A 24,525-nucleotide genomic window follows, 5' to 3' on the forward strand; every position below is an offset into this window, starting at 1 on the left:
ATATCAGGCTTGCCTAATGGAGCTAAACCAAGGGAACCAAATCTTAATTTCGATAAGTATTTTGGCTTAGCGGCTTTGGAATTAAAAAGATTAAAACAACTAATTTGTGCAGTTTTTGTGCAAAGCGTGGAGTGATGGATATCAAGTTAGATAAAACGAATACAGAAATCGTAGAATCTTTGCTAGTCAAGAGTTTTAGCTATTTATACCTAGTTGCTAATTGTTAAGTGTTCTTTGTATTTGATCTTATTTCTTAATATAAAGATTAATCACAAACCATTTTTTTTAACCGTTTTACTTTATGGAAATTGCCTCTAACAAAGAATAGGGTAATGTTCTACAATTTCTTGTTTTTATCTTGAGTAGGCGTTTGTAAATAGATGAATAAATGTTAAGTAGTTTGCGTTGGAATATGCTTAATATTTATTCATAATTAATTGTGGTATTTAGTTATTCTTCAGGATCGGTTGAGGGTAGCTCGTCATCTGTTGTGGGTAATAACTGATGTTACGTGGAAGCAATTCCTGCGATAGCGGAAGTCTGGGGCTGGCACGGGGGCACAGCCCCTACAGAATCTAAATTATTTAGGTAGGGGCAATCCCCCCGTGGTTGCCCTGCTTCGCTAACAGCAAGAAATTCATCATCTGAGTCTTTCTAAAATGGGGAGAAGTTCGCTAAAGGTGAGGACTCCTAAACCTAGAATCTGTAACATGGATCGACTAAATTGCCCCAAATAAAAAACTCTTGATTCTTAATCATCTGGTGGTAACAAGAGTTCTGCTTCAATCGCATCCCACGTTGTAGGGGAGAGTCTAGCTGCTTCATGCTTGCATTTGAGCAATAGGTCGATGCTATAGAGGTAATTTTTTAAAGTTGGGGATTCTTCATAGGTGAAATTAATCAGTTCTTGATTTAGGTGAAAGGCTTCGAGATAGGCATTTATAACTTGTCCCGCTACTCTCATAATTTGGGTGATATCCGATCCTTCTACAGCAAATTGAAGATGTTGTAATTGATTTGTAAATTTGGACAATTCTAGCTCTGTAAAAATTCCTAATTTCTCTAATTTGTTGGCACTGGTGATAGCACTTTCTCTGGCACTAGCGATTTCACTATTACTGGCACTAGCGTTGATGCAACTGACACTGAGTCTGTTGCTGCTAATGACACTGACGCTATTGAGATCGATAGAGCTATCAATGTTGAAGGCGATATCGATGACGCTGCGTTTGGGGCTGGCACTGACGATCGCAACCGCACGTTTAGCCGCAGGTTTAAAATCGCCTGATGAACCTGCTGTAACTTGTTCTGCCCATTGCAGCAACGCCTTTACTTTGGGATGACGTGCATACTGTTTAGCTGCTTTGTGCATCTCTATCAGAAGTTCATCTGAACCTCTATCCACCATCAAACCTGAAGTTAATAAAAATACTTCTCTCCATCGCTCATCAGTCAGATATTTCTCCACCATCTGCGAAATTTGACCATGAGCATAGATATATCTTGCCGTCAGATATTCCTGCAAAGTCAGGTGCGAGAAAGAATACACATCCTCAACTCTTTCTACCAAAATACCTTGTTGAATGGCGATCGCATCTAACACCTGTTCTCCACTAAGTTGTTTAGGTGCATTTAGGTTACTTGATAGAAACACCTTAATCCGCTCTACCAATTGAGACTGAGGTATAAACAGTCGATCTGCCGCAAAACCCTCACAGGCAATTTCTGAAAGCAGCACTTCTTCTAGCTCTACACTCAAACCCTCATAGATAGCCTGTCGCATAATTCGCTTTTCGGCAGCCCATTCCTCCAAGAGAATCCGCAAAGCCTTCTTGTATAGCCCACTGCGATTATTAGCAAAGGTCTGTGACTTGTCATAAGTCAAGCAGAGAAAAGTTAGCAAAATCGGACTATGAGCAAGTTCCTTTGCTGCTTTGTTTTCATCACGTTCTAGCAATTCCCAACAAAGCGCCGCCGTTCCCGCCTGTTTGTCTTCTTCGGAGCGAAACCAGTTATTGATAAACTGCTGAATCTGTTCATCATCAAACTCCGACAAAATCACATCACTAAAGCGCTTGAAATTGTAGCGATAGGCGGCAGTACGACAGGAAGCAATGTAGCGATTTTTGTCGTAGCGATCTACAAAGTCTTGAATTGCATCAATGACAGAGTTGACATTTGCAGAAGGTACTTCATCCAGACCATCTAGCAAGATCAGTAATTTGCCCTGATCTAAAGCACTTTCTGTAAATTCTTTAGGCTTAGGAAATCCACAGGTTGTAAATTCAGCCTCTATCAACGCTTTGAGATCGATTTTGCTCTCGGTGAATTTTTTAAGCTCTAGTAAAACTGGAATGGCTTGATGCTTAAAGTTGCCCTTTTTCCCTTTAAAAGATTCCAAACCAATTTTGCGAAGAAAAGTAGACTTCCCTGCCCCCGGTGCGCCCAACACCATCAGAAATTGTTTTTGACTGGCAACAGTAATCCCATCTTGCCTTTCCTTAGAGCGATATCTCAGTAATCTCTGACCAGCTTCACGATAAAGCTTTTCCAAATCATCAATAGTCGCAAACTGCTGAACCTCATCCTCTCCCAATAACTGAACTGTCGTAAATATCTCATCTAACTCAACAGGATCTTTCATCCCCAATACTTTGAGTTTGCCATGTCGTTTAGTGTAACTCTCGATATACTTCCCCGCCGCCTTAAAGACGACATCCTGCAAATCCTTACCAACATCTCGCTTCATCAAGCTTGCAAAAAAATTTTCGCCTTCCTTCTTACCACTGTCTCTCAGTACTTCGAGCGCGATGCTAACTAGAGGCGCGACAAATGGTTCTAATCCAGTCATGAGATTTTGTAATTGCAGTAGCCAGATCCTAGAGGATTTAAGGTTGCTTGTAAATTAACGTGAGTTCGACGCACTAAAAGATGGCATGATGAAGAGCAGGCAAGCCTTTGAAGAGAAGATCTAAAGCAGGTTTAGTCTCTCGATATGTATAAGCAACCAACCCAGCTAAAAGGTTGACAAGAAAATTAAAAAAACTGGGATGTCTTGAATGCTCTTTTGTATCCTGACCCATGAAAGGCGATCGCGATGGTCATCACTTCACTCAACCTCATTCTTGAGCGACTTTTCCTTTCTCCCTGCATTGATGGCAACATTGGTTGCTCTTGCCAGTATTTTTCAAAACTTTGGCAGAAATCATCCACTTCACAGAAGATTCGGGTGATATCCAAGTGCGATACGATACTGTTCATATTGCTGAGGCTTTTAGTTTGTCAACCCTAGTAGACTGCCAAAGGAAATTTGCGGGGTTATCGAAACGAGCAAAGCTCGTTTCGATAACCCCCAACTAGTCAAAGTTCTAGTGGCGGACTACTAGTCTCAGCTTTTCTTTTGCTTTTGTCTACTCCGTCGAACTGACGTTAAATTAAAATTCGTTTTTCTCCCAGTTCCTTTTAAGCTAAGCATCTAGGCAACGGAGAAATATCAACACAGATATCTGCGAAAGAACAAGTAAAGAGGGTTTGGAGACCAAACCCCTACCTATACAAATACCGTAGGGGCTTGGTCTCCAAGCCCAAATATCAGATCTAGATTTAAGCAGCGAAATCAAAGAGCATCGTGGTCATATAACGCTCAGTCCATTCTGTGCCAAAGGACTTTTCGAGAACACGGCGAGTTTTATCATTTTGCTGTTGCTTCTCGCAGTAATAGCGCTGACCCGCCAAAATCTGATCGATTTCCACAGAAGTCGTTAACGGCTCAGTTGCCACCGCAAGCTGACAATGCAACGTCAAATAATCACGCACTCTTTGTAAAAAAGCAGCCTCCTCGCGATCGCCCATTGGACGCACAAACAAACAAAAATCTGAAAAGATATCGCCCCACTGTGGCAACTCACGAGTTTGCTCAAACTCGATCACAGGCAAACTCGACAAAGCATTGTGGTAACTGCGAGGTAAAGCGCGTTCTGGATGCACAGGCGAAAGATCAGCGATCGCAGCGCTAATACTTCCGCGACCACCCACTAAGTCGGCTCCAAAAATAGGAATGCCATATTCAGGATTAGGAAACATCACACAATGCAGAATATCTAAGCCGCTACCAACTCTAGCAAGTTCCAAATGCAGCTTCCGAAATTGTGGTGTGCTATAGCAATGGTTCTCAATGACGAGACGCTCACCTTCTAAAGCTCCTTCCACATAGCCTAGATCTTCTGGAACTTGATAGGGAGACAACTCTAGGTTCTCGCGCCATACAGATTCGATACAGTTGGCTAAGTTATGAATGAGGGGATATTGTTGCTCTCGCAGCGACGCTTGTAGGGCTTGAGTCATGCGATTTTATCTCAATGTATATGAATTTTAAAAAAGTTTTTATGCTCTGACCATGACTGATTTATTGTGCAAAATGCGTGCAATTCATGGCTGTCGCCTATCAATTCTTGGGTAAAAGGTGCGCGAAGCGCACCTTTTACTTGTATTGGTAAGCTCTCACCCGTTGCAGACGATTATGAATCCGATTAGCTAGATCGATGCCCACGATTGGTTTGCATAAATAGTCATCTGCGCCAACGCTAAAAGCGAGGTTCTGGGTATTCGCATCTGTCATCACACTGAGAAATAATATGGGTAAACGCTGCCAGTCAAGATTGTTTCTTAGAGCTTGACAGATTTCAAAGCCATTGATTTGAGGCATATTGATATCCAACACTAAGACATCAGGTAAAACCGACTGTAACACCGTCCAAAAGTCCTGTGGATCTGCCAAGGTCGTCACTTTAAAGCCCCAAGGTTTGAGCAATTTAGGAAGCGATCGCAAACAATCCACATCATCATCGACAATCATCACCTTTGTCTCGATTTGAGCATGATCCAGATGCAATCCTGACGATGATATGGTCATATTTGTCGCCATGGGAGCGCTTTCGATGACATGGGTATTCTCAATAGACTCTTGCAAAGAAGTTACCAAGGCTTCCAAAACTTCTAACTGTTGTTTTTTGAGCAATGGTTGGCTTTGGAGTAAATTTTCGAGCTGACTCGCTAATTGCATGGCGATCATTAACCCAAACGTTCCTAGAGTCCCCGCTAATTTGTGAGATGTTTGCTGCGCCTGTGCTTGCAATAGCGGATCGAGATCTCCAGATTGTAATTTGCTGACCGTTTGAAATAATACTTCTAACTGCTCCAGACTTTTGGGTTTATTGCTGATCCAAAGCTGATTTAAAAATTCTAAATACTGCTTTTGTTGAGTATCTTGAGAGTTGGCATTGGGTAACTTCAGCGAATTTGTAGTAACTGACTCAATTTGCTGTGGTATTGCCATCTCAGGGGCTTTGTCTGGTGCTTTGAGGTAATAGCCTCGCCCATGCACAGTCGCAATGAAATCTGATGGAGCGCCAGACTCTACTAACTTATGCCGTAAGCGTCGAATATGCGATCGCACCGTTGCCTCAGATGGGAACTCATCGGAAGACCAAAGGCGATCGAGGATTTCATCAGCACTTAGTAAATGCTGACTATCACGCAATAAAAGCTCTAACAACTCATATTCTTTATTGGTAAGCGTAAGGGGATGATTATTGTAAGAAACTTCACAGGTACTCGGATTGAGTAATAAATCCCCCCAAACTAGCAAGGGAAAAGAACTAGCATTACTCCGTCGCAATAATGCACGAATTCGTGCGATTAATTCGGGTATATCAAAGGGCTTAACGACATAATCATCAGCACCAGCATCTAGTCCACTAACCTTAGCCGTACTAGCATTTTGTGCGGTTAGTAAAAGAATTGGCGTAGTATAACCTTCCGCTCGAAAGCGTTGACATAGACGGATGCCATCTAACTTTGGCAAAACAATATCAAGTACGATCAAGTCATACTCGAATGTTGAGCCATAGGTCCACCCCATTTCGCCATCTTTGACTACATCGACAATGTAGTGATGGTCTGTCAGATTCTTAGTTAAGACCGCAATTAATACGTCATCATCTTCTATAAGCAGTATCTTCATAACTTTACCAATCTAGCATTTTGACAATCTGATCAGGGAGATCAAGGGAATTAAAAGGTTTGGTAATTACCCCACTGACTCCTAAATCGTTAAATTGCCTTCTTTCAGAAGTTTGAGCTTTAGCTGTCAAAAAGATTACAGGAATCTGGGACGTTTGTGGATCAGCCTGAAGCGCTCTAAATGTGGCAATACCATCCATATCTGGCATCATCACATCTAGCAATATGGCATCAGGGCTTTCGTCACATGCGGTTTTAATCCCTTGGGGACCAGAACTGGCAATCAACACATCCCAATCGGCAACCATCTGAATACCAAACTGCACCACAGTTTGAATGCTTTCTTCATCATCAACAATCAAAATTCGTTTGGTTGGCATTTTTTTACTTCTTAAGCAACTTGATAATTGAAATTGAAGGTCGCCCATTGTTGCATATCTAGCATCCATGAGTCATTGACATTAGCAGCATTCCCAAAATCTGAAGGCTTACCTGCGCGATCAAGATCAGCTAGTAGCGACTGGGCGACTTGTAAGGGATTGGGAATAGAAATTAATCCATTCAAAGATGAGGCTTGCCGTTGAGAAGCTTCAAGGATTTTGGCAACCTGTAAAAGTGGCGATCGGCTAATCACAATGTAAACATCGACCATGCCTTTAGGGGCGGAGACTGCCCAATTCATCGGCGCTTTGGGATAGGGAACCGTCAAAATTTCCGATGCGGGAATGATGCCATCATTGGCATAGGGAGTAGCGATAAAGTTGGGCGTGAGAATCTTACTACGTGGATCGAGGCAAAAGATTCGCATATATAGAGGTTGATCGCTAAAGTTTTCGATCTGACATTCGAGATGATCGCCGATATTAATTGGTTTAGTCCGCACGGTATTGCTGACATTATTGGCAGGAATTAGAGAAGCCCTTGCCGCAGATTGACTGGCCAAGGTGACCGATCGCTCATCAACACCGATCATCGCCTTGAGGGTGACCCGTACATCCAGATGGGTTGCAGCTTGATTCTCGGTAGTACGGATTAGTTTAGCGGCGAGGAGACTTTCCAGAAAAGGTTGTAAGCGTTTAATCGCCACGCCCACCGACTCGCCCACGGAGCCAAAGGAACCAAGAATCGGTGTATGCCCAACGGTAAACAAGCCGTAGCTTGCTGACTGCGCTCCAAATAGACAATCAGCGCATTGTTCATTGGCATTTACGCCGAACATATTTGGTAAAGTCGAGAAGGCACTAGTCGCATCAACCCGCTCAATTTTGCTCAAGCCCACATCAAGGGCGATCGCCAATTTGACATTGTGCGAAATAGCCCGCATTACTTCCTGAAGTAATTGTCCTGTTTCTAATTTGGGATTGATGCTGTGATCGTTTAAAACTTCAACTTTGCCATTAAATCCATTGCGTGATTTTAGTTGCACTGTGGCTTGTGGATTTGCGGGAATTGATTTGAGAACAGACTGGGGTTCTGAGGCACTAGCTATTTCTGAAGTACTTGCTGCCATTACATTCAAAATTGCTCCCGCCGCATAATTACTTAAAACAGCGATCGGTAAACCTGCCAAATAGACATCTGCTGTGTGGCGATCGCCAGTGCTATTAATAATCACCCCATCGGAACCAAAGTCAGGAGTTGGTAACATCTCCGCAAAAGTAGTAGTGGCGATCGCCTTTTGTTTGCTTGCCTCAACTTCCCACATATTCGCAACTTGTTTCTCGATGGTGAGATTGTCATTGTGTAAAGCGCGGCGATCGAGGGTGGTTGCCAAATCACTCATCACTACATGGATTGTGGTCGCAGGAGTGCTTTGCCACAACTGTTGAACTAAGGCGTAGGTGAATGCGCCACTGCTAAAGCCTGACCATTGAGCATCGGCACAGAGCATATCGCCTGAGGCGGCGCGTAAAGTTGTGCTAAGGGGTTTGGGGGTGATGGGTTGGTTGTCGATGGATTCGGATGTAGGTTGCCAGTTTTTTAATCCAACCCGCGATCGCAAACGGAAATTACCAATCGCCGATACATTCGGATAGTAAAAACCTGCATCGATCACATTCAAAATCCGATCTGTGGCGATCGCTTGCAGCCAACCCTGCCATTCCTGTTCTGTAATGTCCCGTAGATTTTCTAAATTTTGAGGCAAGCCACTATCTACAGGTACAAGCGTATTGTAATTCCCCAGTCGCGAACCATGTCCGCTAAAGTGAACGATTACCAAGTCATCGGGCAAGGTCTGGGCAACTAAATGGGTGGCGATCGCATCGGCGATATTACTGCGAGTCGCTTCGCGATCGGTCAGGGTCACAATATCTTGGGGTGCAAACCCAAACCGATGAATTAGTAGTTCCTTTTGTAACTCCACATCGTTAACACAGCCATGCAAAGGCAGCCATCCATTGGTTGTTGCGGCTGCATTTTGGGATTCCTCTTTAGCATCATATTGATTAATCCCAATCAACAGCGCTCGTTTGCGTTGATTGGATGCAGTCGTTTGACGCACATACTGCTCTGCGGCAAAAGCCACGCGATTGCGGGTGAGAAATTGCCATCCGATCAGACTGGTCAGCCCTGCCTGCAAGAATTGTCGCCGTGCAATCCCCATATTTCCGCCGTGAATTCCTTTGTGTTTTTGCGATCGCTCCTTTAATTAAAACCGATTCAAGGCAACTCTTGGCAGTTATTTTGTGGGATTTTCAATGAGTAAAATTACTCAAAAATAAATATGGTGCTTTGCGCCATATTTATTTTGATACTCCCTTCCCAGTCTTAAAAAATAGACATTAAAACCCAAGGATTAGCGGTGCGGCGCGAAGCGCCGCACCGCTAATCCTTGGGTGAGAAGGGATTACCTTTATTTTTGAGGTTAAAGGTTTTCTGGATCAACACCCATTTCACGGAGTTTAGCCGCAAATTTGGCGATCGTATCTAGAGCCTGTTCTTTGGCAACTCTTTCAGACTCAGCGCGATCGCGTTCTAGTTGAGCTTGTTCAGCCTGTTCAAGATAGGTTAAAAACCTTGTCCCATCAGGTTTAAAAATTTTAAGGGTTTCATCGGTAAGTTCAAAACGGATTCCTAAACGGGGGCTTGTCCAGTTTTGAATATTGGTAATTGGCTCTAGGTGACGATCTTCGGGATTTCTTACCCAACCGACGAGATCATTAGCAAGGTGATCATAAACATAATATTCTTCCACGCCATAGGTTTGATAGAACTCAAACTTCCGTGCCATCTCCGAAATCCGATTGCCCCTAGATAAAACCTCAAATACAACTTGAGGTGCAATTCCTGCTTCGAGGTGTTGAATGTAGGAACCTCTTGCGCCCTTTGGTCTGCCAAATACCACCATCGCATCGGGGGCGCGACGAATTTCTGATTGTCCTTCAACGGGATACCAGAGCAAATCCCCAGCGACAAAGACATGATCATCATCTTTAAACAGATCTTCTAATCCACCTGCGATCGTCACAATCCATTGATAATGCTCGGTACTTTCAGCCATAGGTTGCCCATCGCTACTAGGATAGATAATTTCTAATTTAGAGATTGTGTTGGTCATAGTTTTGGATCGGTATTTGGGATTGGTAAATTCGCGATCGCTAAGCAGCTAAATCTAATTATATAACTCATGTTACGTAGAAGTTTCACCGTAGCCCCTCTCCCAAAAGCTACGGTGTACACACAAGTTATTAGCTATAGCGTGAGTTCCTAATGATCCCCCTCAATCCCCCTTGTAAAGGGGGAAGAAGAAAATCCTCCTCCCTTTTTAAGCATCTGTGTACACACAAGTTATCAGCTATAGCAAGAGTTCCTAATGATCCCCCTCAATCCCCCTTGTAAAGGGGGAAGAAGAAAATTCTCCGAAAATTCTCCCCTCTTTACAAGGGGGGCTGGAGGGGATCTAAACCCTCAAACGTAGACAGAGAGAATTGCGGGTATACACGGTAGCTTCTAGAGAGGGAGAGAGAAACCATAAAACCTCTTGCTCCCCTTCTCCTCTCTGGGAGAAGGGGCTGGGGGATGAGGGCAGATCTTTGTTCGGCGTAACGTGAGTTATATAATCTTTTAATCCAACCATCGAAAGTTTGTCCGAAGGGTAAACTTTCGATTAATTACCGCCTTGTTACCTTGAGCCAAACATTTCCCAAATCGCTATATCTGCATATTCCCTTTTGTAAAAGACGCTGTTTCTATTGTGACTTCGCAATTACGACAGGTGGCGAGAATCTCAAACAGCAATATGTCGATGCTCTCTGTCAAGAAATTGCGCTCACTGTCGCAGAGATTCCGCCTGTCGAGACTTTGCAAACAATATTTTTTGGTGGTGGTACGCCATCTTTGCTCTCAGTTCCACAGGTTGAGCAAATCCTCGAAGCGATCGCCAAATACTTAGCGATCGCCTCTAATGCAGAGATATCCCTTGAGGCAAATGCAGGCACAGTGAATTTGGAGAGTTTGCAAGGTTATCGCAGTTTAGGAATCAATCGCATTAGTCTGGGCGCACAGGCTTTTCAACAAGAACTATTGGATGTTTGTGGGCGTGGTCATAGCGTAGCGGAAATATATGAAGCTGTGGATGCGATTAAAAATGCTGGATTTGAGAACTTCAGTTTGGATCTGATTTCAGGGCTGCCCCATCAATCGATGGCGGATTGGGATTTTTCGCTCAAAGAAGCGATCGCTTTACAACCCACACATCTATCGATCTATGACCTCACCATCGAAGAGGGAACCGCCTTTGGTAAGCGCTATCAAGCAGGTGATAATCCGTTACCAACGGAATCCCATACGGTCGAGATGTATAGGACAGCCCATGAGTTACTTCCATCCGCAGGTTATGCCCATTATGAAATCTCGAACTATGCTCAATCTGGTTATCAAGCAAAACATAATTTGACCTATTGGCATAATCAACCCTTTTATGGAATGGGTATGGGCGCAACCAGTTACATTAATCGTCAAAGAATCGATCGCCCTCGGAAAATGCGGGAATATCTTGAGGCGATCGCGCTTTGGCAAAGTTCAGGAATTGGCTTTACGGCTCCGATTATCGATGCTGCGGAAGAGTTAATGGACTCACTGATGCAGGGTTTGCGACTAGCAGAAGGTTTGAGTTTGAAGGCTTTGCAAGAAACCTATGGTCAAGATCTATGCGATCGCGCCATACAGATTCTTGATCGCTATCGTGGTCAGAATTGGGTCAGGTTTGTGGAACAGTCTGGGGATATCCGCATTATGTTAGTTCCTCCCGATGGTTGGTTGTTTTCTAATATCGTCATTGCTAATTTGTACGAGAATTTGTCGGGTTAAGGTTTGATAGGCGAAAGCGACAAATGGTAAGAATCGCTTAGCGATTCTTACCATTTGTCGCCATTTGCATCGTGCTTCGCACGACGCAAATGGCTATATCGAACACACGTTAAACTGGTGAATCTGTTAAAACCTTTTGGAATCAAGCATTTTTAGTAGATTCATAGGGTGCATACGCAAGGATTCTTGAGCCTCACACTCATCTAATTGGCAAGAAAAATACTCAGAAGATTGAACGAAAACATCTAACTTTGAGAACGAGGATTAAGCGTTTAGCTAGAAAGAAGATTTGCTTTTCTAAATCCATTGTGATGCATGATATTATCATTGGTCTGTTTATCAACAGATATGAGTTTTTGTTTCAACCCCATTGAACGTTCCAACAAATGTGACATATTACCGTTTTAATGTCTATTTTTAGATTGGGTAGGGAGTAATACTCCAAAACCCGAAAAAGGGGAGACTCTCACGCTAACATTACGTTATAGCCTGAGAGTATGTCACACGATCAAAAGTCGTAAACTATAGGAAAAAGTAATGCAAGACCAAGAAACAAGCTGGCAATCTTTAGTCCTAGTTGCCATATTAGGAATTCTCGCGGTTATCAGTTTTAACTCATTCGTAATTATCAACCCCGGTGAAGCAGGTGTTTTGAGCATATTGGGGAAAGCCAAGGATGGAGTATTGCTAGAAGGGGTTCATTTTAAGCCGCCAGTCATTTCTCAGGTCGATGTCTATGACTTGACTGTACAGAAGTTTGAAGTTCCTGCCCAAAGTTCTACCAAGGATTTGCAACAGCTCACAGCAAGTTTTGCGATTAACTTTCGCCTTGATCCGATTGAAGTGGTCACGATTCGGCGTACTCAAGGGACTTTGCAAAATATTGTTTCCAAAATCATTGCTCCCCAAACTCAAGAGTCTTTTAAAGTTGCCGCAGCAAGGCGCACTGTAGAAGAGGCGATTACCAAGCGTGATGAACTCAAGCTGGATTTTGATGAGGCTTTGAGTCAACGACTAAGTAAATACGGCATTATTGTTTTGGATACTAGCGTTGTTGATTTGAATTTCTCGACTGAGTTCTCTAAGGCGGTAGAAGAGAAGCAAATTGCTGAACAACGCGCTCAGCGAGCTGTATATATTGCTAGAGAAGCAGAGCAAGAAGCTGAAGCAACCATTAACCGTGCTAAGGGCCAAGCCGAAGCACAGCGACTATTGCGTGAAACTCTGACATCAGAGTTGTTGCAGAAACAAGCGATCGAAAAATGGGATGGTAAGTTTCCTCAAGTATTAGGAGGAAATGGCGCGGTTCCCTTTCTTAATCTAGATATTACAAAATCTCAAAAGTAATAACAAAGAGTGCGCGAAGCGCACTCTTTGTTATTACTAAAGCCCCTTGGCGTAGCTCTGAATTTCATCAATATTAAATACTGCCCCAAACTTTAAACCTTCCTTGGCGTAAAGCTCAGCCCCTCCCTGTTGGCGATCGACTAGCGTTAATACATGGGTTACCGTATAACCTGCATCACGCAACTTTTCGACAGCAAATAATGCTGATTGCCCCGTGGTCACCACATCCTCCAGTACTACCACATTTGTATTTGGTGCAAGCTCAGGCCCCTCGATCCAAGCGGCTGTCCCATGTCCTTTGGGTTGTTTGCGAATAATCAATGCGGGAATTGGTTTGTTTTCATAGGCAGATACGACACTGACTGCACTCACAATTGGGTCAGCACCTAATGTTAATCCTGCAACTGCTCCAGTACCTATTGGCAACATTTCTAATAACACTTGTCCAGTCCACAATCCGCCAAAGGGATGCAGTGTAACTAACTTGCCATTGATGTAATAGGTGCTTTTTTGTCCAGAAGATAGCGTAAAGTCACCGCTTTTGTAAGCAAGACGGCAAAATAGATCCAGTAACTTTTCCCGATTTGACTGTTCCACAATTTTAATTTCGTTTTTGAGCTTAATAAATACTTTTTTAGTGTAAAGGTTGCTTATACCTTTCGATAGTAAATGGGTTGTGAGAGTGCGCCCCGAAGGGGCGCACTCTCACAACCCTCCAAATCTTACAAATCATTTAGGATCGCTATATAGCAACAGGACTAGTCTTAGAACAAGCCAAAGTTTTTACTGAGTTTGAAATTTCCCAGAGTTAAGAATCATTAAGTGAGAGAACGAATCTGTAACTCAAAATTCAAGTTATAAAATTTTCGTAAATTGCAAACTTCATAATCATTGATATTGGTGTCATGCAGTTCCAGATTATAAAAATCGATAAAGTCTTCTTCAAAAAGGGGACCCGCGTGCCAAGTGCCAGCATTTAGTTTGATGAAACAATTGCCTGTAATCCGAAATGCAGCAATTTGCGTTAAATCAATTTGCTCAGGTGCTGAAGTTGGCGCAACTGCTATAAACCATTCCTTACCGCCAAGGGAACCTAGACATTGAGTACATTGCTGATGCCGCGCCAAGCTGTGAAATCTTAGCCCAACTTTGCGGAGGTGCATGATGTAAAAACGCGGAATCCCTGACAAGGCTAGCTGAGCATCATTCAGATCAAATTGCTTACTGTCATCAGTCGGAAAAATTACCTGACCATAGGGCTGAAAATTTTCAGGCGTAATTAATTGCGGAGTTAACTGAGTAGGTAAATGTGCGATCGCCATATAGAAAATGCTTTAAGCCTGTTTGAGATTCAAAGCTTCAATCATGATCCGAATATTTTCGGCTTGGATTTTGACTGTTTCCGCTTGCAGTTGCGCCGAAATTGAATAGCGATCGGCAGTGGCACTTTGCTGTTTAGTCACTTCTTTGAGTTCGTGTAACTCATCTTTTATATCTACTACATCAAGGGCAACCACATCGCGCTGGGTGTAAAGATGCTCAATTAGGCTATCTAATCTACTATTGGTGGCACGTAATTCTTGATTAGTAGCACGTAGTTCTTGACGTAATGATTGAGATTCTTCGGCTAGAGCAATCAAAGCACTCTCTACGCGATCCAGTCTATTGTTTATGTCTTGAGTCATTTTTGATTCCCTTGACGCACCACTCAATTTTACACCTGATGTTTTATACCTGATGTAAGCCCATCATAAAGTACATCAAAATGCGCTTGAGTGGCGAGATTTGCAGAAGCAGCAAACCAAAGCGTCGTAAGACTTTAAAGAACCAGTTATGGTTAGAAAATAGGCGATTAGAAATATCAGTAAGCCAAATTACGCCTAAGTTATCCCATTTGCGTTTAGCTTCATAACGCTTTAAAACTGCGATCGCTCCCAGATCCTCATTATTTTGATGAGCAGCTTTTAACACCTTTGCCAAAGCATTAACATCGCGAATACCAAGATTCATGCCCTGACCTGCGATCGGGTGCGTGGTATGCGCCGCATCACCAATTAAGGCTAAACGGGGATGAATATAGGTCTGGCTATGCATCCAACGGGGAACATAATTGGCGCGTTCACGGGAAATCACTTTAATCTTGCCGAGCTTTTCCATGAGGGGATGACCAAAGCGATTGGTTAACTCTTGCAGGAATGTCGAGTCATCCAGAGCTAGCAAATGGGGCGTTTCCTCAGCAGTGGCAGTCCAGACGATGCAGGAGCGATCGCTACCTAAAGGCAAAATTGCGAAGGGTCCACTGGGCTGAAATCTTTCATGGGCAAAATTGTGATGGGGCTGTTCTGACTGAATCGTAGTGACGATGCAGGTTTGCTCGTAGGGGCGTTGATCGATCGCAATATTGGCTAATTGCCGCACTAGCGATCGCCCACCATCAGCACCAACTAATAATTTGGTTTCGAGATATTGCTCACCGATATCTGAGCTTATTTTTACGCGCATGACATCGCGATCGCTGCCAGATTTAGCATCCAAAAGTTCAATATCTAGAATTTTGGCAGGACAAATTAATTCGAGGTTGCTACATTCCCGCGCAAATTCCCAGAGCGAAGCCAAAGTTACTGAGTTCTCGACTATATAACCCAAAGCTTCTTGCCCCATATCTTCGCGCCGCAACTGTACCTGATAGGGCAAATCACCTTCTGATACTTGGATCCTATGCATTGGAGTTACGCCTCTGCTTTGCATTCCGCCCCACACGCCGATATTTTGCCAAATTTGGCTGGAGCCATAGGCGATCGCACTGGCGCGACCATCGGCAGTAAATTCTCCGCGTAAAAAATTACCGTTAGCTTCAATAATTCCAACTCTGAGTGGGCGATCGGCAGGGTAATTTTTATCACCCAGCGCACAGGCTAAACTCGCGCCCACCATTCCCGCACCCACAATCAACACGTCAAACATTGGTTAAGCTTTTTAAAATTATTTTTACTATATTTCTCATTATCGTCATTTTGTAAAGAAATATTGCAAAAACAAATATATTTTTAACGTTATAGCTGTCGCCCTTCTTGTTAGGACATAAAACCCAAATAGTGTGAGGCGGCGCGAAGCGCCGCCTCACACTATTTGGGTTTTGATTTGTTCTGAGAAAGGTAGCGACAGCTATAGTTTTCGTGAAGCACCCTAAATCAACCTCAGTTCGGGTTAATTTCAAACTAGCTCCTAGAGATGGTTCGCGGCGCGAACCATCTCTAGGAGCCAAAACAGTAAAAGCCTCGCTTAGCGAGGCTTTTACTGTTTTGGCTTATAAAATAAAGTCATGCAGATTACTAGCAAAAACCGCTACAACTAACAAACTGGTGGGCTGGTATGGTATAGAAAACAATAGAGATTTTACGCTTGATTCCTACATAAGATTTCAAACTCTGCAACTACAAGTGTTTAACACAACAATCGCTAACTGCTAGTTGAGCGACAGAAGAGTAGGTCTTAAGGTGGGAAAATTTTGGACTAAAAAGAAAATTTTGGAGAAAGTTGGATGAGTTCCCCAGCAGCACTGTCAGCATCATTGGTACAGATAGTCAATATAGAGAGCGATCTGCGTGCCGCTAATTCTCGTTTGCGATATCGTCTAAAGCTGGTTGAGGATCTGTGGGAATCAGTCCTATTAAGAGAAAGCGGTCAAGAGCTAGTCGATCTATTGCGCCAACTGCGAGCCATGTGTTCCCCAGAAGGACAAGCTCCTGAGTATCCTGCTCAAGAAGTTTTAAAGGTTGTCGAAAGCCTTGACTTGCATCAGGCAACTACCGCCGCCCGCGCCTTTGCTTTGTTTTTTCAGTTGATCAATATTGTGGAGCAAGACCACGAACAGGAACAAACCAGCATATATAGGGTTAGCCCGATTAATAGCGAAACTGAATATCCTGTGGGTACATTTCGTTGGCTATTTCCTGAACTGAAGAAACTAAATGTGCCGCCACGACAAATCCAAAAGATTTTAGATAATCTGGATATTCGCTTAGTATTTACGGCTCACCCCACTGAAATTGTGCGGCATACAATTCGCGAGAAGCAACGCACGATCGCCAAAATGCTCAAGGAGTTAGATCGACTGATCGGCTTTAAGGGGGATGAATTAGCGCCCCAAGTGATCGCCTTAAACTGGGAAGCCGCCTCACTGCAAGAGCAAATTGCCGAAGAGATTCGCCTCTGGTGGCGCACCGATGAGCTAAACCAAATCAAGCCCACGGTTTTAGATGAAGCTGACTATACGCTGCACTATTTTGAAGAGGTCTTATTTGATGCGATCCCCGTACTTTACGATCGCATTGCATCGGCAGTTTCTAGCACTTTCCCCAAATTAAAGCTACCTCGCTACGATTTTTGCAAGTTTGGCTCGTGGGTAGGTAGCGATCGAGATGGCAACCCCTATGTCACCCCCGAAGTCACATGGCAAACCGCCTGCTACCAGCGCAATCTGGTCATCAACAAATACATTAAGTCCGTTGATCACCTCAGTCGGTTACTGTCACTATCCCAAAGTCTCAGCGATGTTTCCCAAGACTTGCTAGATTCTCTCGGTGATGACCAAATCCACTTGCCAGAGGTTTACGAAAAATATTCGATCAAATTCCGCCAAGAGCCTTATCGTCTCAAATTAGCCTATGTCAAAAAGAGGCTCGAACGTACCCGCGATCGCAACCAAAAACTGCGCCATAGTGGCTGGCAAGCTTCAGAAATGGAGTTGTCTACACAGGGGCAGGAGCATCAGCTTTATACCCATGTTTCCGAATTCCTTGCGGAGCTAAAACTCATCCAAGCAAGCTTAATCGAAACTAAGCTCAACCCCAAGCCCCTCGAAAACCTGATTCGCCAAGTTGATGTCTATGGGTTTCATCTTGCCCACCTTGATATTCGGCAAGAAAGCACCCAACACAGCAACACGATCGGCGAAATCGCCGAAACGCTACAGCTATTGCCCAAACCCTATGACGACCTTAGCGAATCTGAAAAGGTGAAATGGCTGACGCAAGAGCTAAAAACTCGTCGTCCGATGATTCCTGCCAAGTTAAACTTCAGTGCGAAAACCAACGAAATTATTGAGACATTTCGGATGGTGGCTAAAGTTCAACAAGAATTTTCCGTCGATATTTGCAATAACTACGTGATCAGCATGAACCGTAGTGTCAGCGATATTCTCGAAGTATTGTTACTGGCAAAAGAGGCGGGGCTTTACGATCCAGCGACGGGCAAAGGGTCGCTTAGCATTGCGCCTTTATTTGAGACCGTGGAGGATTTGCAAAGCGCCCCACCGATCATGACCGAATTATTCGAGTTACCCCTTTATCGCGCTTATCTAGAAAGCCATGATCATCTCCAAGAGGTGATGTTAGGTTATTCCGATAGCAATAAAGATTCTGGCTTCTTAAGCAGTAATTGGGAAATTTATAAAGCGCAGCGTGCTTTACAAGATGTTTGCCAAAAATATCAAGTCGATCTGCGTATGTTTCACGGACGCGGCGGATCGGTTGGTCGTGGTGGTGGTCCAACCTATGAGGCGATTTTGGCGCAACCAGGACGCAGCATCGAGGGACGGATCAAGATTACTGAGCAGGGGGAAGTCCTTGCCTCTAAATATTCGTTACCCGAAATTGCGCTTTACAATTTAGAAACGATCGCCACGGCAGTAATCCAAGCGGCTTTATTACCGAGCAGTACGGATACGCTCGACTGCTGGCTAGATACGATGGAGGGAATTTCCGTGCGATCGCGTCAAGTGTATCGCCAGTTAATTTACGAGCAACCCAATCTAGTCGAATTTTTTCATCAAGTCACACCGATCGAAGAAATCAGCCAGTTACAAATTAGTTCGCGTCCCGCCAGACGTGCAGGCAAACGCGATCTTGCTAGCCTCAGAGCTATTCCTTGGGTGTTTAGTTGGACCCAGAGCCGATTTTTATTGCCATCTTGGTATGGCATTGGTGCAGCCCTTGAGGAATTTCTCCAACAAAATCCTGAGGGTCATCTATCACTGTTGCAATATTTTTATAGCAAATGGCCCTTCTTTAAAACTGCGATCTCCCGTGTGGAGATGACTCTCGCCAAAACTGATCTGCAAATCGCACATCACTATATGCGGGAGCTAACCAGAGATGGCTACGAAGAAGTATTTGTAGATGTATTTGCAGAGATTCTTGCCGAGTATCAACGCACTCGCACAGTGATCAAAGCTATCACTGGGCAAAAACAAATGCTGGATAGCGATCGCGACTTACAGCGATCGGTACAGTTGCGAAATGGATCGATTGTGCCGCTCGGTTTTATCCAAGCATCTTTGCTCAAGCGTCTGCGCCAACATCGTCCTGATACCGTCGATCTGCGATCGCGCTATTCTAAAAATGAATTGTTGCGTGGTGCATTACTCACGATCAACGGCATTGCCGCAGGGATGAGAAATACAGGCTAACCAACTTCTATTTAGCAAGCAAAGCGTTATACATCCATGTTACGATTTTGGACAAACTGAGCGTGTTTACTGAGCGTGTGTGAGGAGTATGAGCCCCAATCGTAATTTCCACGATCCCATAAGGGTTGGTGTTATAGGTATCGGTAATATGGGGCAGCATCATGCAAGGGTGCTCAGCTTACTCAAAGATGCAGAGCTTATTGGCGTTTCTGACGTGAGTATAGAGCGTGGACGCGATACTGCTAGTAAGCATCGTGTGCTTTTCTTTGAAGATTATCGAGATCTCTTACCTCTGGTTGATGCCGTCTGTATCGCAGTTCCCACAAGGTTACATTATGATGTCGGCACAACCTGTCTCAAAGCAGGCGTGCATGTCCTGATCGAAAAGCCGATCGCTGCCACCATCGAAGAAGCCGAATCCCTAGTTAAAACTGCCACTGAACAAAATCGCATTCTCCAAGTTGGACATATCGAACGTTTTAATCCTGCGTTTCAAGAGCTAAGCAAAGTTTTAAAACATGAGACGATTTTGGCGATCGAAGCCGATCGCATGAGTCCCTATTCACAAAGGGCTAATGATGTATCGGTCGTGTTTGATTTGATGATCCACGACATCGACATTATTTTAGAGTTAGTTCCCTCAACCATTGTGCGGGTTTCGGCTCATGGTAATCGTGTTTCCCCTGAGTCTGAGTACCTTGACTATGTAACAGCCACCATTGGTTTTGAAAATGGTGTGATTGCCACGCTTACTTCGAGCAAGGTTACACATCGCAAAAAACGCAAAATTACAGCCCATTGCACAAACTCGCTTACGGAGTCTGATTTCCTAAATAACGAAATTTTGATTTATCGTCAAACTACAGCGAACTGGACAACTGATTATGGTCAAGTCCTTTATCGTCAAGATGGCTTTATCGAAAAAGTTTATACCAGCAATATTGAGCCACTGCACGCGGAGCTAGAACATTTTGTTGCCTGTGTGCGCGATCAAGAGCAGCCCTCCGTTGGTGGTGATCAAGCTTTAAAGACTTTGCGTCTGGCTAGTTTAATTGAGCAAACGGCTCTCGATGGTCAAGTTTGGCGAAGTTGTGATTTGCAATTGCGTGAAATAGCTGCGGCAGGCAGCTATTAAATTTATAAAAAGAGAAGCGGTGCTTTGCACCGCTTCTCTTTTTTGTTGCGAAGTTTCTTAGATATGGGTCACCCATTAGCATGATTGTGGAGAGATGGAATCTCTTCAAAAGAGCAAAAAACCTTATCCTGAAAGGGTTTCTGCATCTTTTAGCGCTAAGGGAACTATGGGAACAATGCCCATTCTCTCCAGTCAAAAGAGACATATCAAACAGCAAACCAATGCAGGAACTCCAAATCATGAAATCCCCTAAAAACATCTATTCAAAAATCTCTTTAGGACTTGTGATCGCTACTTCTGTTCTTACCTCTTTTAGTGCGATCGCCTCAGCCGAAACAGTAAAAGCACCTGGTAGCTATGTAGGTGCTGGTATTTCCCTCCAAAGCTTTGCCACAAATCCCTCGGTAGTTGGTGCAAACTTAGCAGGTCGCTATAAATTTGACGGTGTGCCAATTTCGGCAAGAAGTTCTGTTCTCTTTGGTAATGGTGGCACTTCAATCGTTCCTACCGTTTCCTATGATTTGCCCGTAGGCGATCGCACCAATGTTTATCTCGGTGCTGGTGCATCATTTAAAGTTGGTGGAGATAGCAGCTTAACAGGCAATCAAACCTCCTTCGCTTTGCAACCTGGAGTAGAAGTTAGCATCAACAAGAATGTACTGCTCTATAGCAATGCTGTAATTCCATTTAACGGTCAAAGTAATGGTTCAGCAGGCACTTCCCTCCAAGGAGGCGTGGGCGTTCAATTCTAAATAATGCCAAATCACAAAATGGCTACGCCATTTTGTGATTTTAAAAACCTTGATGGGTTTGGTTTTTAATTCACAAAAGTGTTGCCACACTTTCGTGAATTGGTATAAAGTAAGTTGCAAATTGCAACTATAAAAAAGGAGTCGCTAAGCGACTCCTTTTTTTATGCTTCCCAAAAACGACAACCTTGACATGGACCATTGGGATTGACAGCGCAACGCATTATCTCTGAGCCAGCGTTATATCGACAATTACTATCCCCTAAAACCCAACGCCCATTGATTAAGCTTCTCTCCAAATTTTCTGGCGCAGTCTGTACATAAACTAAAACTCTAAATAAGTTGTATTTACCCCTACGAAACTGATATCGATGGCGACGTTCTAGGACTGTATAGGTTTGACCTTCCAAATCAATATAGTCACCTGGTTGAGGCATCCAGTCTAGATATATTTTGCCCAAAGTGCTTTCAGGATGAAGAGTACAAACCTCTGTCGGCACTGTCAATATTTCCATAGAGTTTAGTTATTTAAATATAAAACCCTAAAACCTGTGGCGCAAGCTGAGCTTGCGCCACAGGTTTGGAGTCTGGCTTTTAATTATACTCAACTACTCCCTTCCTAGTCTTAAAATAGCCATTAAAACCCAAAGATTAGAGATGCAGCGCTTCGTGCCACACCTCTAATCCTTGATAGTGTTTCCAGCGCCTTCGGCGCTGGAAACACTAAAATCGGCTTTATCAAAAGTGTTGTTTAGCAACACTTTCAATATAAATATTGTGGTTTGTTTAATTACAAAATAGATTTATGTTAGACCTAAGATCTAAAACCAACTATGCAATTTAAAAGATTACTGGCGATCGCCTTCTTTTTTCTGACCTTAACGATATTAATTATCTATGCTGAGCCAGCTAAAACTAAGGCGATCGCTGATGCGAAGTTTACGGAACCTAGCCCAAAAATTACGCAGCGAAATACGCCATCAAAGCTAAAACAAAATTTCCAAAATATTAATTTTTCACCAGAAGTAAATCTATCGTCTCCAGTATTAGGCTGTGAACTGCAACCACCCGCAAATCCACCCAGTCCCTCATTACCTGCAAAGCTAACTTCCATTCCTATTATTTTGGATAGATTTCGCAAACCTTTACCACCTCCTGAAACTAAACCAAATCCGAGTCCGACTCCTAATACAAATAATGCTCCTTCTTCTCTAAAATCCCTAAGCTATAGCCCTAGAGAAATTATTGCGTTGGCGGCGGCTTCCAACTATGGTGAGCGCTATCTCCAAGACCTCTCAGGAAAACCCGCAAATCTCCTACCGATTATTGTTCTCCATGAAACTGTTGGCTCTGCTAATAGCGTCATTAATTTCTTCCAAAAGTTCCATACCAACGAAGATAATCAGGCTAGTTATCACACATTAATTGCGATCGATGGAACGATTATCTATTTTGTACCACCAGATAAACGCGCCTTTGGGGCAGGAAATTCTGTTTTTGTAAGTTCTCTCGGAAAAGAAGCAATCCAGACTAATCCACGCTATCCCAGTTCTGTAAATAACTTCGCCTATCACATTTCTCTAGAAACTCCTCAGGATGGAATGCATAATGGTTATACCCATAGCGGATATACAGAAGCTCAGTATCAGTCTCTAGCATGGTTAGTTGCTAAGACTGATGTGCCGTTGGAGCGTATTACTACTCACAAAATTGTCGATCGCTCTGGCTCCCGTATCGATCCTCGCAGTTTCAATTTTAATCTTTTCCAAAAGTTACTCAGTGCTTATCCCAGAGTCAAAGAAATTTCCATTGGCTGTTCATAAACACTTTAGAATCCCAAATTAAAGAGGCGGTGCTTTGCACCGCCTCTTTAATTTAAAAAGTACCTGCTAATGCGCCGACACAGCGATCGCAAATATGCGGATGCTCAGCAGACACAGTTAACACTAAAGCAACAAGACAATTTCAGCTTTATTTTATCTTTTTGGATTTGCTTTTAAGCACTTTTTTCCTTACTTATAAAGGGTTTTAGGTTCTAAGGACTGCTAATATCGATTTGCTTTTAAGCACTTTTATGCCCAAAAAGGTAGATAGCGAACATAGCGTGTAGAGTTAGAAGCTGAGTAATCTGGCTTGATTAAGCCAGCCTCCTTTGTCGCACTAATTACTTGAGAAACAAGAGCATTCTTTGACTCATCAAAACCGAATCGCTCTCTTAAGGTCTGGTTAGACATCTGTCTGTTACTGACGTATAGCAAACAGCAATGCTGATAACAGGCTCGAATCCGATCGGATTTGCTCATGTCCTCAAAAATCTGGTAAGCAAATAACACAGTTGTTGTACGAGTTCCACCTACCCGAAAATCTGGTGCAGGTAATTGAAATATCTCTGCGGCACTTACAACTTTGTCAATGCCACTACCTTTTTCTTCACATATACCTAAGCGCCGCATTAAGTCGGCGAGTTGTTCATTGCGAGAGCGATATTCGTCAATAAAGCGATCAACTGGAATAGGGGGAAGACCAGGGTTAGAAATTTCTACACGATCACTGTACATTTCAATCATTACAGAAGCACCTGTTGCTAGAAAATCCTGATGCACCAAGGCATTAGCAATAAGTTCTCTTAGTGCCTGTATCGGAAACATTTTGACTTCTTGGCGAACTGCTTCTTCGATAAAGCGATTTTGCGGGGCTGCTGAATGGACAAAACTGACTAATTTCTCAAAGCTGACTGCATATCCGCGATTTCCCATTTTGTCATCGCGAGTTTGTAGTTTGTTAATACCTTCATAGATTACGACACGAGGAGCTTTACGAGCTAATGCGAGAGAAAAAGCGTCAAGCTTTTTTGCCAAAATGATCGCGGCTAAATTGTTGATTGTCCAGCCTTGAGTTGTCTGTTTGATTAAATCTTGGCTTTGTAATCTCTCTAAAACGGCATCACGGGTGGTTGGATAAGGAACTTTTAGGAGTTCAAAGTAAGTTTGGGTATCGAGTAAAGCAATTACATCATCTGGACTAGCGTCTAGTCGGGCAGGTTGGGAAAACCAATCTTCCTGATCTTCTGCAAAAATCTGTTTCAGTCGATCAGGAGTCATTGGTTGTAGTTCTTCACCAACTCTCATCAAGTAGGTTCCCTCATAATCCAATGCTTGTCCCACAGGACGAGGAGGCACTGCAAAAACTAGTACTCGCCCGTTCGGATGTTGTAATTCGGTAATGTCTACCCGAAATCTAAGTTTTTGAAGTATATGGGCTTTAATTTTGTTTAGAGCTTCTGCTGTTGACCAAGCTTGAGAACCCACGACTTGGCGAGGTCGTTTATCGGTAACCCCTAAAACGATATAACCACCACCCTCATTTGCCAGCGCAACACAATATTTCAGCAGTTTCGTCGAATCATACTGTTGTGTTGCTTGTTTAAATTCAAGCCGTTCTGTCTCTGTGGGTGTAATTAGCCATTTCTCAAGTGTTTCAAGATTAATCATAGG

At 43.4% G+C, this 24,525-nt stretch carries 20 protein-coding genes and 2 pseudogenes; 8 read left to right on the forward strand and 14 right to left on the reverse strand.

Annotated elements, in window-relative coordinates:
• Nucleotides 1-751 precede the first annotated feature (751 nt).
• The 8 genes and pseudogenes from VB775_RS03560 to VB775_RS03595 all read right to left on the reverse strand — a co-directional run bounded on the left by VB775_RS03560 (nt 752) and on the right by VB775_RS03595 (nt 9,580).
• Nucleotides 752-2,851, reverse strand: coding sequence for an NACHT domain-containing protein (locus tag VB775_RS03560; RefSeq protein ID WP_281006278.1), 2,100 nt, complete (start codon nt 2,849-2,851; stop codon nt 752-754).
• A gap of 73 nt (nt 2,852-2,924) precedes the next feature.
• Nucleotides 2,925-3,065, reverse strand: a pseudogene (locus VB775_RS03565) (IS982 family transposase); the annotation flags it as partial.
• On the reverse strand, nt 3,037-3,261 hold the full coding sequence (locus VB775_RS03570) for a hypothetical protein (RefSeq protein WP_281006279.1): 225 nt from the start codon (nt 3,259-3,261) through the stop codon (nt 3,037-3,039). The gene VB775_RS03570 and the pseudogene VB775_RS03565, both read right to left, overlap by 29 nt.
• A 342-nt stretch (nt 3,262-3,603) precedes the next feature.
• The gene (locus VB775_RS03575; protein WP_281006280.1) at nt 3,604-4,344 is read right to left on the reverse strand and encodes a phycocyanobilin:ferredoxin oxidoreductase; all 741 of its coding nucleotides are present in this window, start codon (nt 4,342-4,344) and stop codon (nt 3,604-3,606) included.
• A 136-nt stretch (nt 4,345-4,480) separates the two neighbouring features.
• The gene (locus VB775_RS03580) at nt 4,481-6,022 is read right to left on the reverse strand and encodes a response regulator (protein ID WP_281006281.1); all 1,542 of its coding nucleotides are present in this window, start codon (nt 6,020-6,022) and stop codon (nt 4,481-4,483) included.
• A gap of 4 nt (nt 6,023-6,026) precedes the next feature.
• Nucleotides 6,027-6,401 carry a response regulator gene (locus tag VB775_RS03585; RefSeq protein WP_281006282.1) on the reverse strand — a complete coding sequence of 125 codons (375 nt, stop codon included), beginning with the start codon at nt 6,399-6,401 and terminating at the stop codon, nt 6,027-6,029.
• An 11-nt stretch (nt 6,402-6,412) separates the two neighbouring features.
• On the reverse strand, nt 6,413-8,626 hold the full coding sequence (locus VB775_RS03590; RefSeq protein WP_281006283.1) for a caspase family protein: 2,214 nt from the start codon (nt 8,624-8,626) through the stop codon (nt 6,413-6,415).
• Between the two features lie 261 nt (nt 8,627-8,887).
• Nucleotides 8,888-9,580, reverse strand: a complete 693-nt coding sequence (locus tag VB775_RS03595; protein WP_281006284.1) for a Uma2 family endonuclease — start codon at nt 9,578-9,580, stop codon at nt 8,888-8,890.
• Between the two features lie 569 nt (nt 9,581-10,149).
• On the opposite strand from VB775_RS03595, the gene hemW reads away from it, so the two are divergent.
• The 3 genes and pseudogenes from hemW to VB775_RS03610 all read left to right on the forward strand — a co-directional run bounded on the left by hemW (nt 10,150) and on the right by VB775_RS03610 (nt 12,678).
• Entirely contained in the window at nt 10,150-11,331 is a 1,182-nt protein-coding gene (gene hemW / locus VB775_RS03600; protein WP_281006285.1) for a radical SAM family heme chaperone HemW, read from the forward strand.
• A gap of 200 nt (nt 11,332-11,531) precedes the next feature.
• Nucleotides 11,532-11,705, forward strand: a pseudogene (locus VB775_RS03605) (IS1 family transposase); the annotation flags it as partial.
• A gap of 163 nt (nt 11,706-11,868) precedes the next feature.
• Nucleotides 11,869-12,678 (forward strand): prohibitin family protein, encoded by an 810-nt coding sequence (locus VB775_RS03610; RefSeq protein ID WP_190579119.1) that lies wholly within the window; start codon nt 11,869-11,871, stop codon nt 12,676-12,678.
• A gap of 36 nt (nt 12,679-12,714) precedes the next feature.
• Here the strand turns inward: VB775_RS03610 and pyrE are convergent, their stop codons facing one another.
• The 4 genes from pyrE to VB775_RS03630 all read right to left on the reverse strand — a co-directional run bounded on the left by pyrE (nt 12,715) and on the right by VB775_RS03630 (nt 15,642).
• A complete protein-coding gene (gene pyrE, locus VB775_RS03615; RefSeq protein WP_281006286.1) occupies nt 12,715-13,275 on the reverse strand; it encodes an orotate phosphoribosyltransferase in 561 nt (186 codons plus the stop codon).
• 221 nt (nt 13,276-13,496) lie between these two features.
• Nucleotides 13,497-14,000 (reverse strand): ureidoglycolate lyase, encoded by a 504-nt coding sequence (locus VB775_RS03620; protein ID WP_281006287.1) that lies wholly within the window; start codon nt 13,998-14,000, stop codon nt 13,497-13,499.
• A gap of 12 nt (nt 14,001-14,012) precedes the next feature.
• Nucleotides 14,013-14,363: a hypothetical protein gene (locus VB775_RS03625; RefSeq protein WP_281006288.1), complete on the reverse strand. Its 351-nt coding sequence runs from the start codon at nt 14,361-14,363 to the stop codon at nt 14,013-14,015.
• Between the two features lie 43 nt (nt 14,364-14,406).
• Entirely contained in the window at nt 14,407-15,642 is a 1,236-nt protein-coding gene (locus tag VB775_RS03630; RefSeq protein WP_281006289.1) for a UbiH/UbiF/VisC/COQ6 family ubiquinone biosynthesis hydroxylase, read from the reverse strand.
• Between the two features lie 577 nt (nt 15,643-16,219).
• On the opposite strand from VB775_RS03630, the gene ppc reads away from it, so the two are divergent.
• The 4 genes from ppc to VB775_RS03650 all read left to right on the forward strand — a co-directional run bounded on the left by ppc (nt 16,220) and on the right by VB775_RS03650 (nt 21,034).
• Nucleotides 16,220-19,147, forward strand: coding sequence for a phosphoenolpyruvate carboxylase (ppc, locus tag VB775_RS03635; RefSeq protein ID WP_281006290.1), 2,928 nt, complete (start codon nt 16,220-16,222; stop codon nt 19,145-19,147).
• An 88-nt stretch (nt 19,148-19,235) separates the two neighbouring features.
• The gene (locus VB775_RS03640; protein ID WP_281006291.1) at nt 19,236-20,282 is read left to right on the forward strand and encodes a Gfo/Idh/MocA family protein; all 1,047 of its coding nucleotides are present in this window, start codon (nt 19,236-19,238) and stop codon (nt 20,280-20,282) included.
• Nucleotides 20,283-20,376: 94 nt separating this feature from the next.
• Nucleotides 20,377-20,535 carry a hypothetical protein gene (locus VB775_RS03645; protein ID WP_281006292.1) on the forward strand — a complete coding sequence of 53 codons (159 nt, stop codon included), beginning with the start codon at nt 20,377-20,379 and terminating at the stop codon, nt 20,533-20,535.
• Complete coding sequence (locus VB775_RS03650; protein WP_281006293.1) at nt 20,522-21,034, forward strand: porin family protein; 513 nt, start codon at nt 20,522-20,524, stop codon at nt 21,032-21,034. The genes VB775_RS03645 and VB775_RS03650 overlap by 14 nt, the downstream gene beginning before the upstream one ends.
• A 161-nt stretch (nt 21,035-21,195) precedes the next feature.
• Here VB775_RS03650 and VB775_RS03655 read toward each other — a convergent pair whose 3' ends face one another.
• Complete coding sequence (locus VB775_RS03655; protein ID WP_281006294.1) at nt 21,196-21,546, reverse strand: DUF6464 family protein; 351 nt, start codon at nt 21,544-21,546, stop codon at nt 21,196-21,198.
• 318 nt (nt 21,547-21,864) lie between these two features.
• On the opposite strand from VB775_RS03655, the gene VB775_RS03660 reads away from it, so the two are divergent.
• Nucleotides 21,865-22,854 (forward strand): peptidoglycan recognition family protein, encoded by a 990-nt coding sequence (locus VB775_RS03660; RefSeq protein WP_281006295.1) that lies wholly within the window; start codon nt 21,865-21,867, stop codon nt 22,852-22,854.
• A 249-nt stretch (nt 22,855-23,103) separates the two neighbouring features.
• Here VB775_RS03660 and VB775_RS03665 read toward each other — a convergent pair whose 3' ends face one another.
• The gene (locus VB775_RS03665; protein ID WP_281006296.1) at nt 23,104-24,522 is read right to left on the reverse strand and encodes an ATP-binding protein; all 1,419 of its coding nucleotides are present in this window, start codon (nt 24,520-24,522) and stop codon (nt 23,104-23,106) included.
• Nucleotides 24,523-24,525: the final 3 nt, after the last annotated feature.

This window comes from Pseudanabaena sp. CCNP1317 (assembly GCF_034931345.1).
Classification (GTDB): domain Bacteria; phylum Cyanobacteriota; class Cyanobacteriia; order Pseudanabaenales; family Pseudanabaenaceae; genus Pseudanabaena; species Pseudanabaena galeata.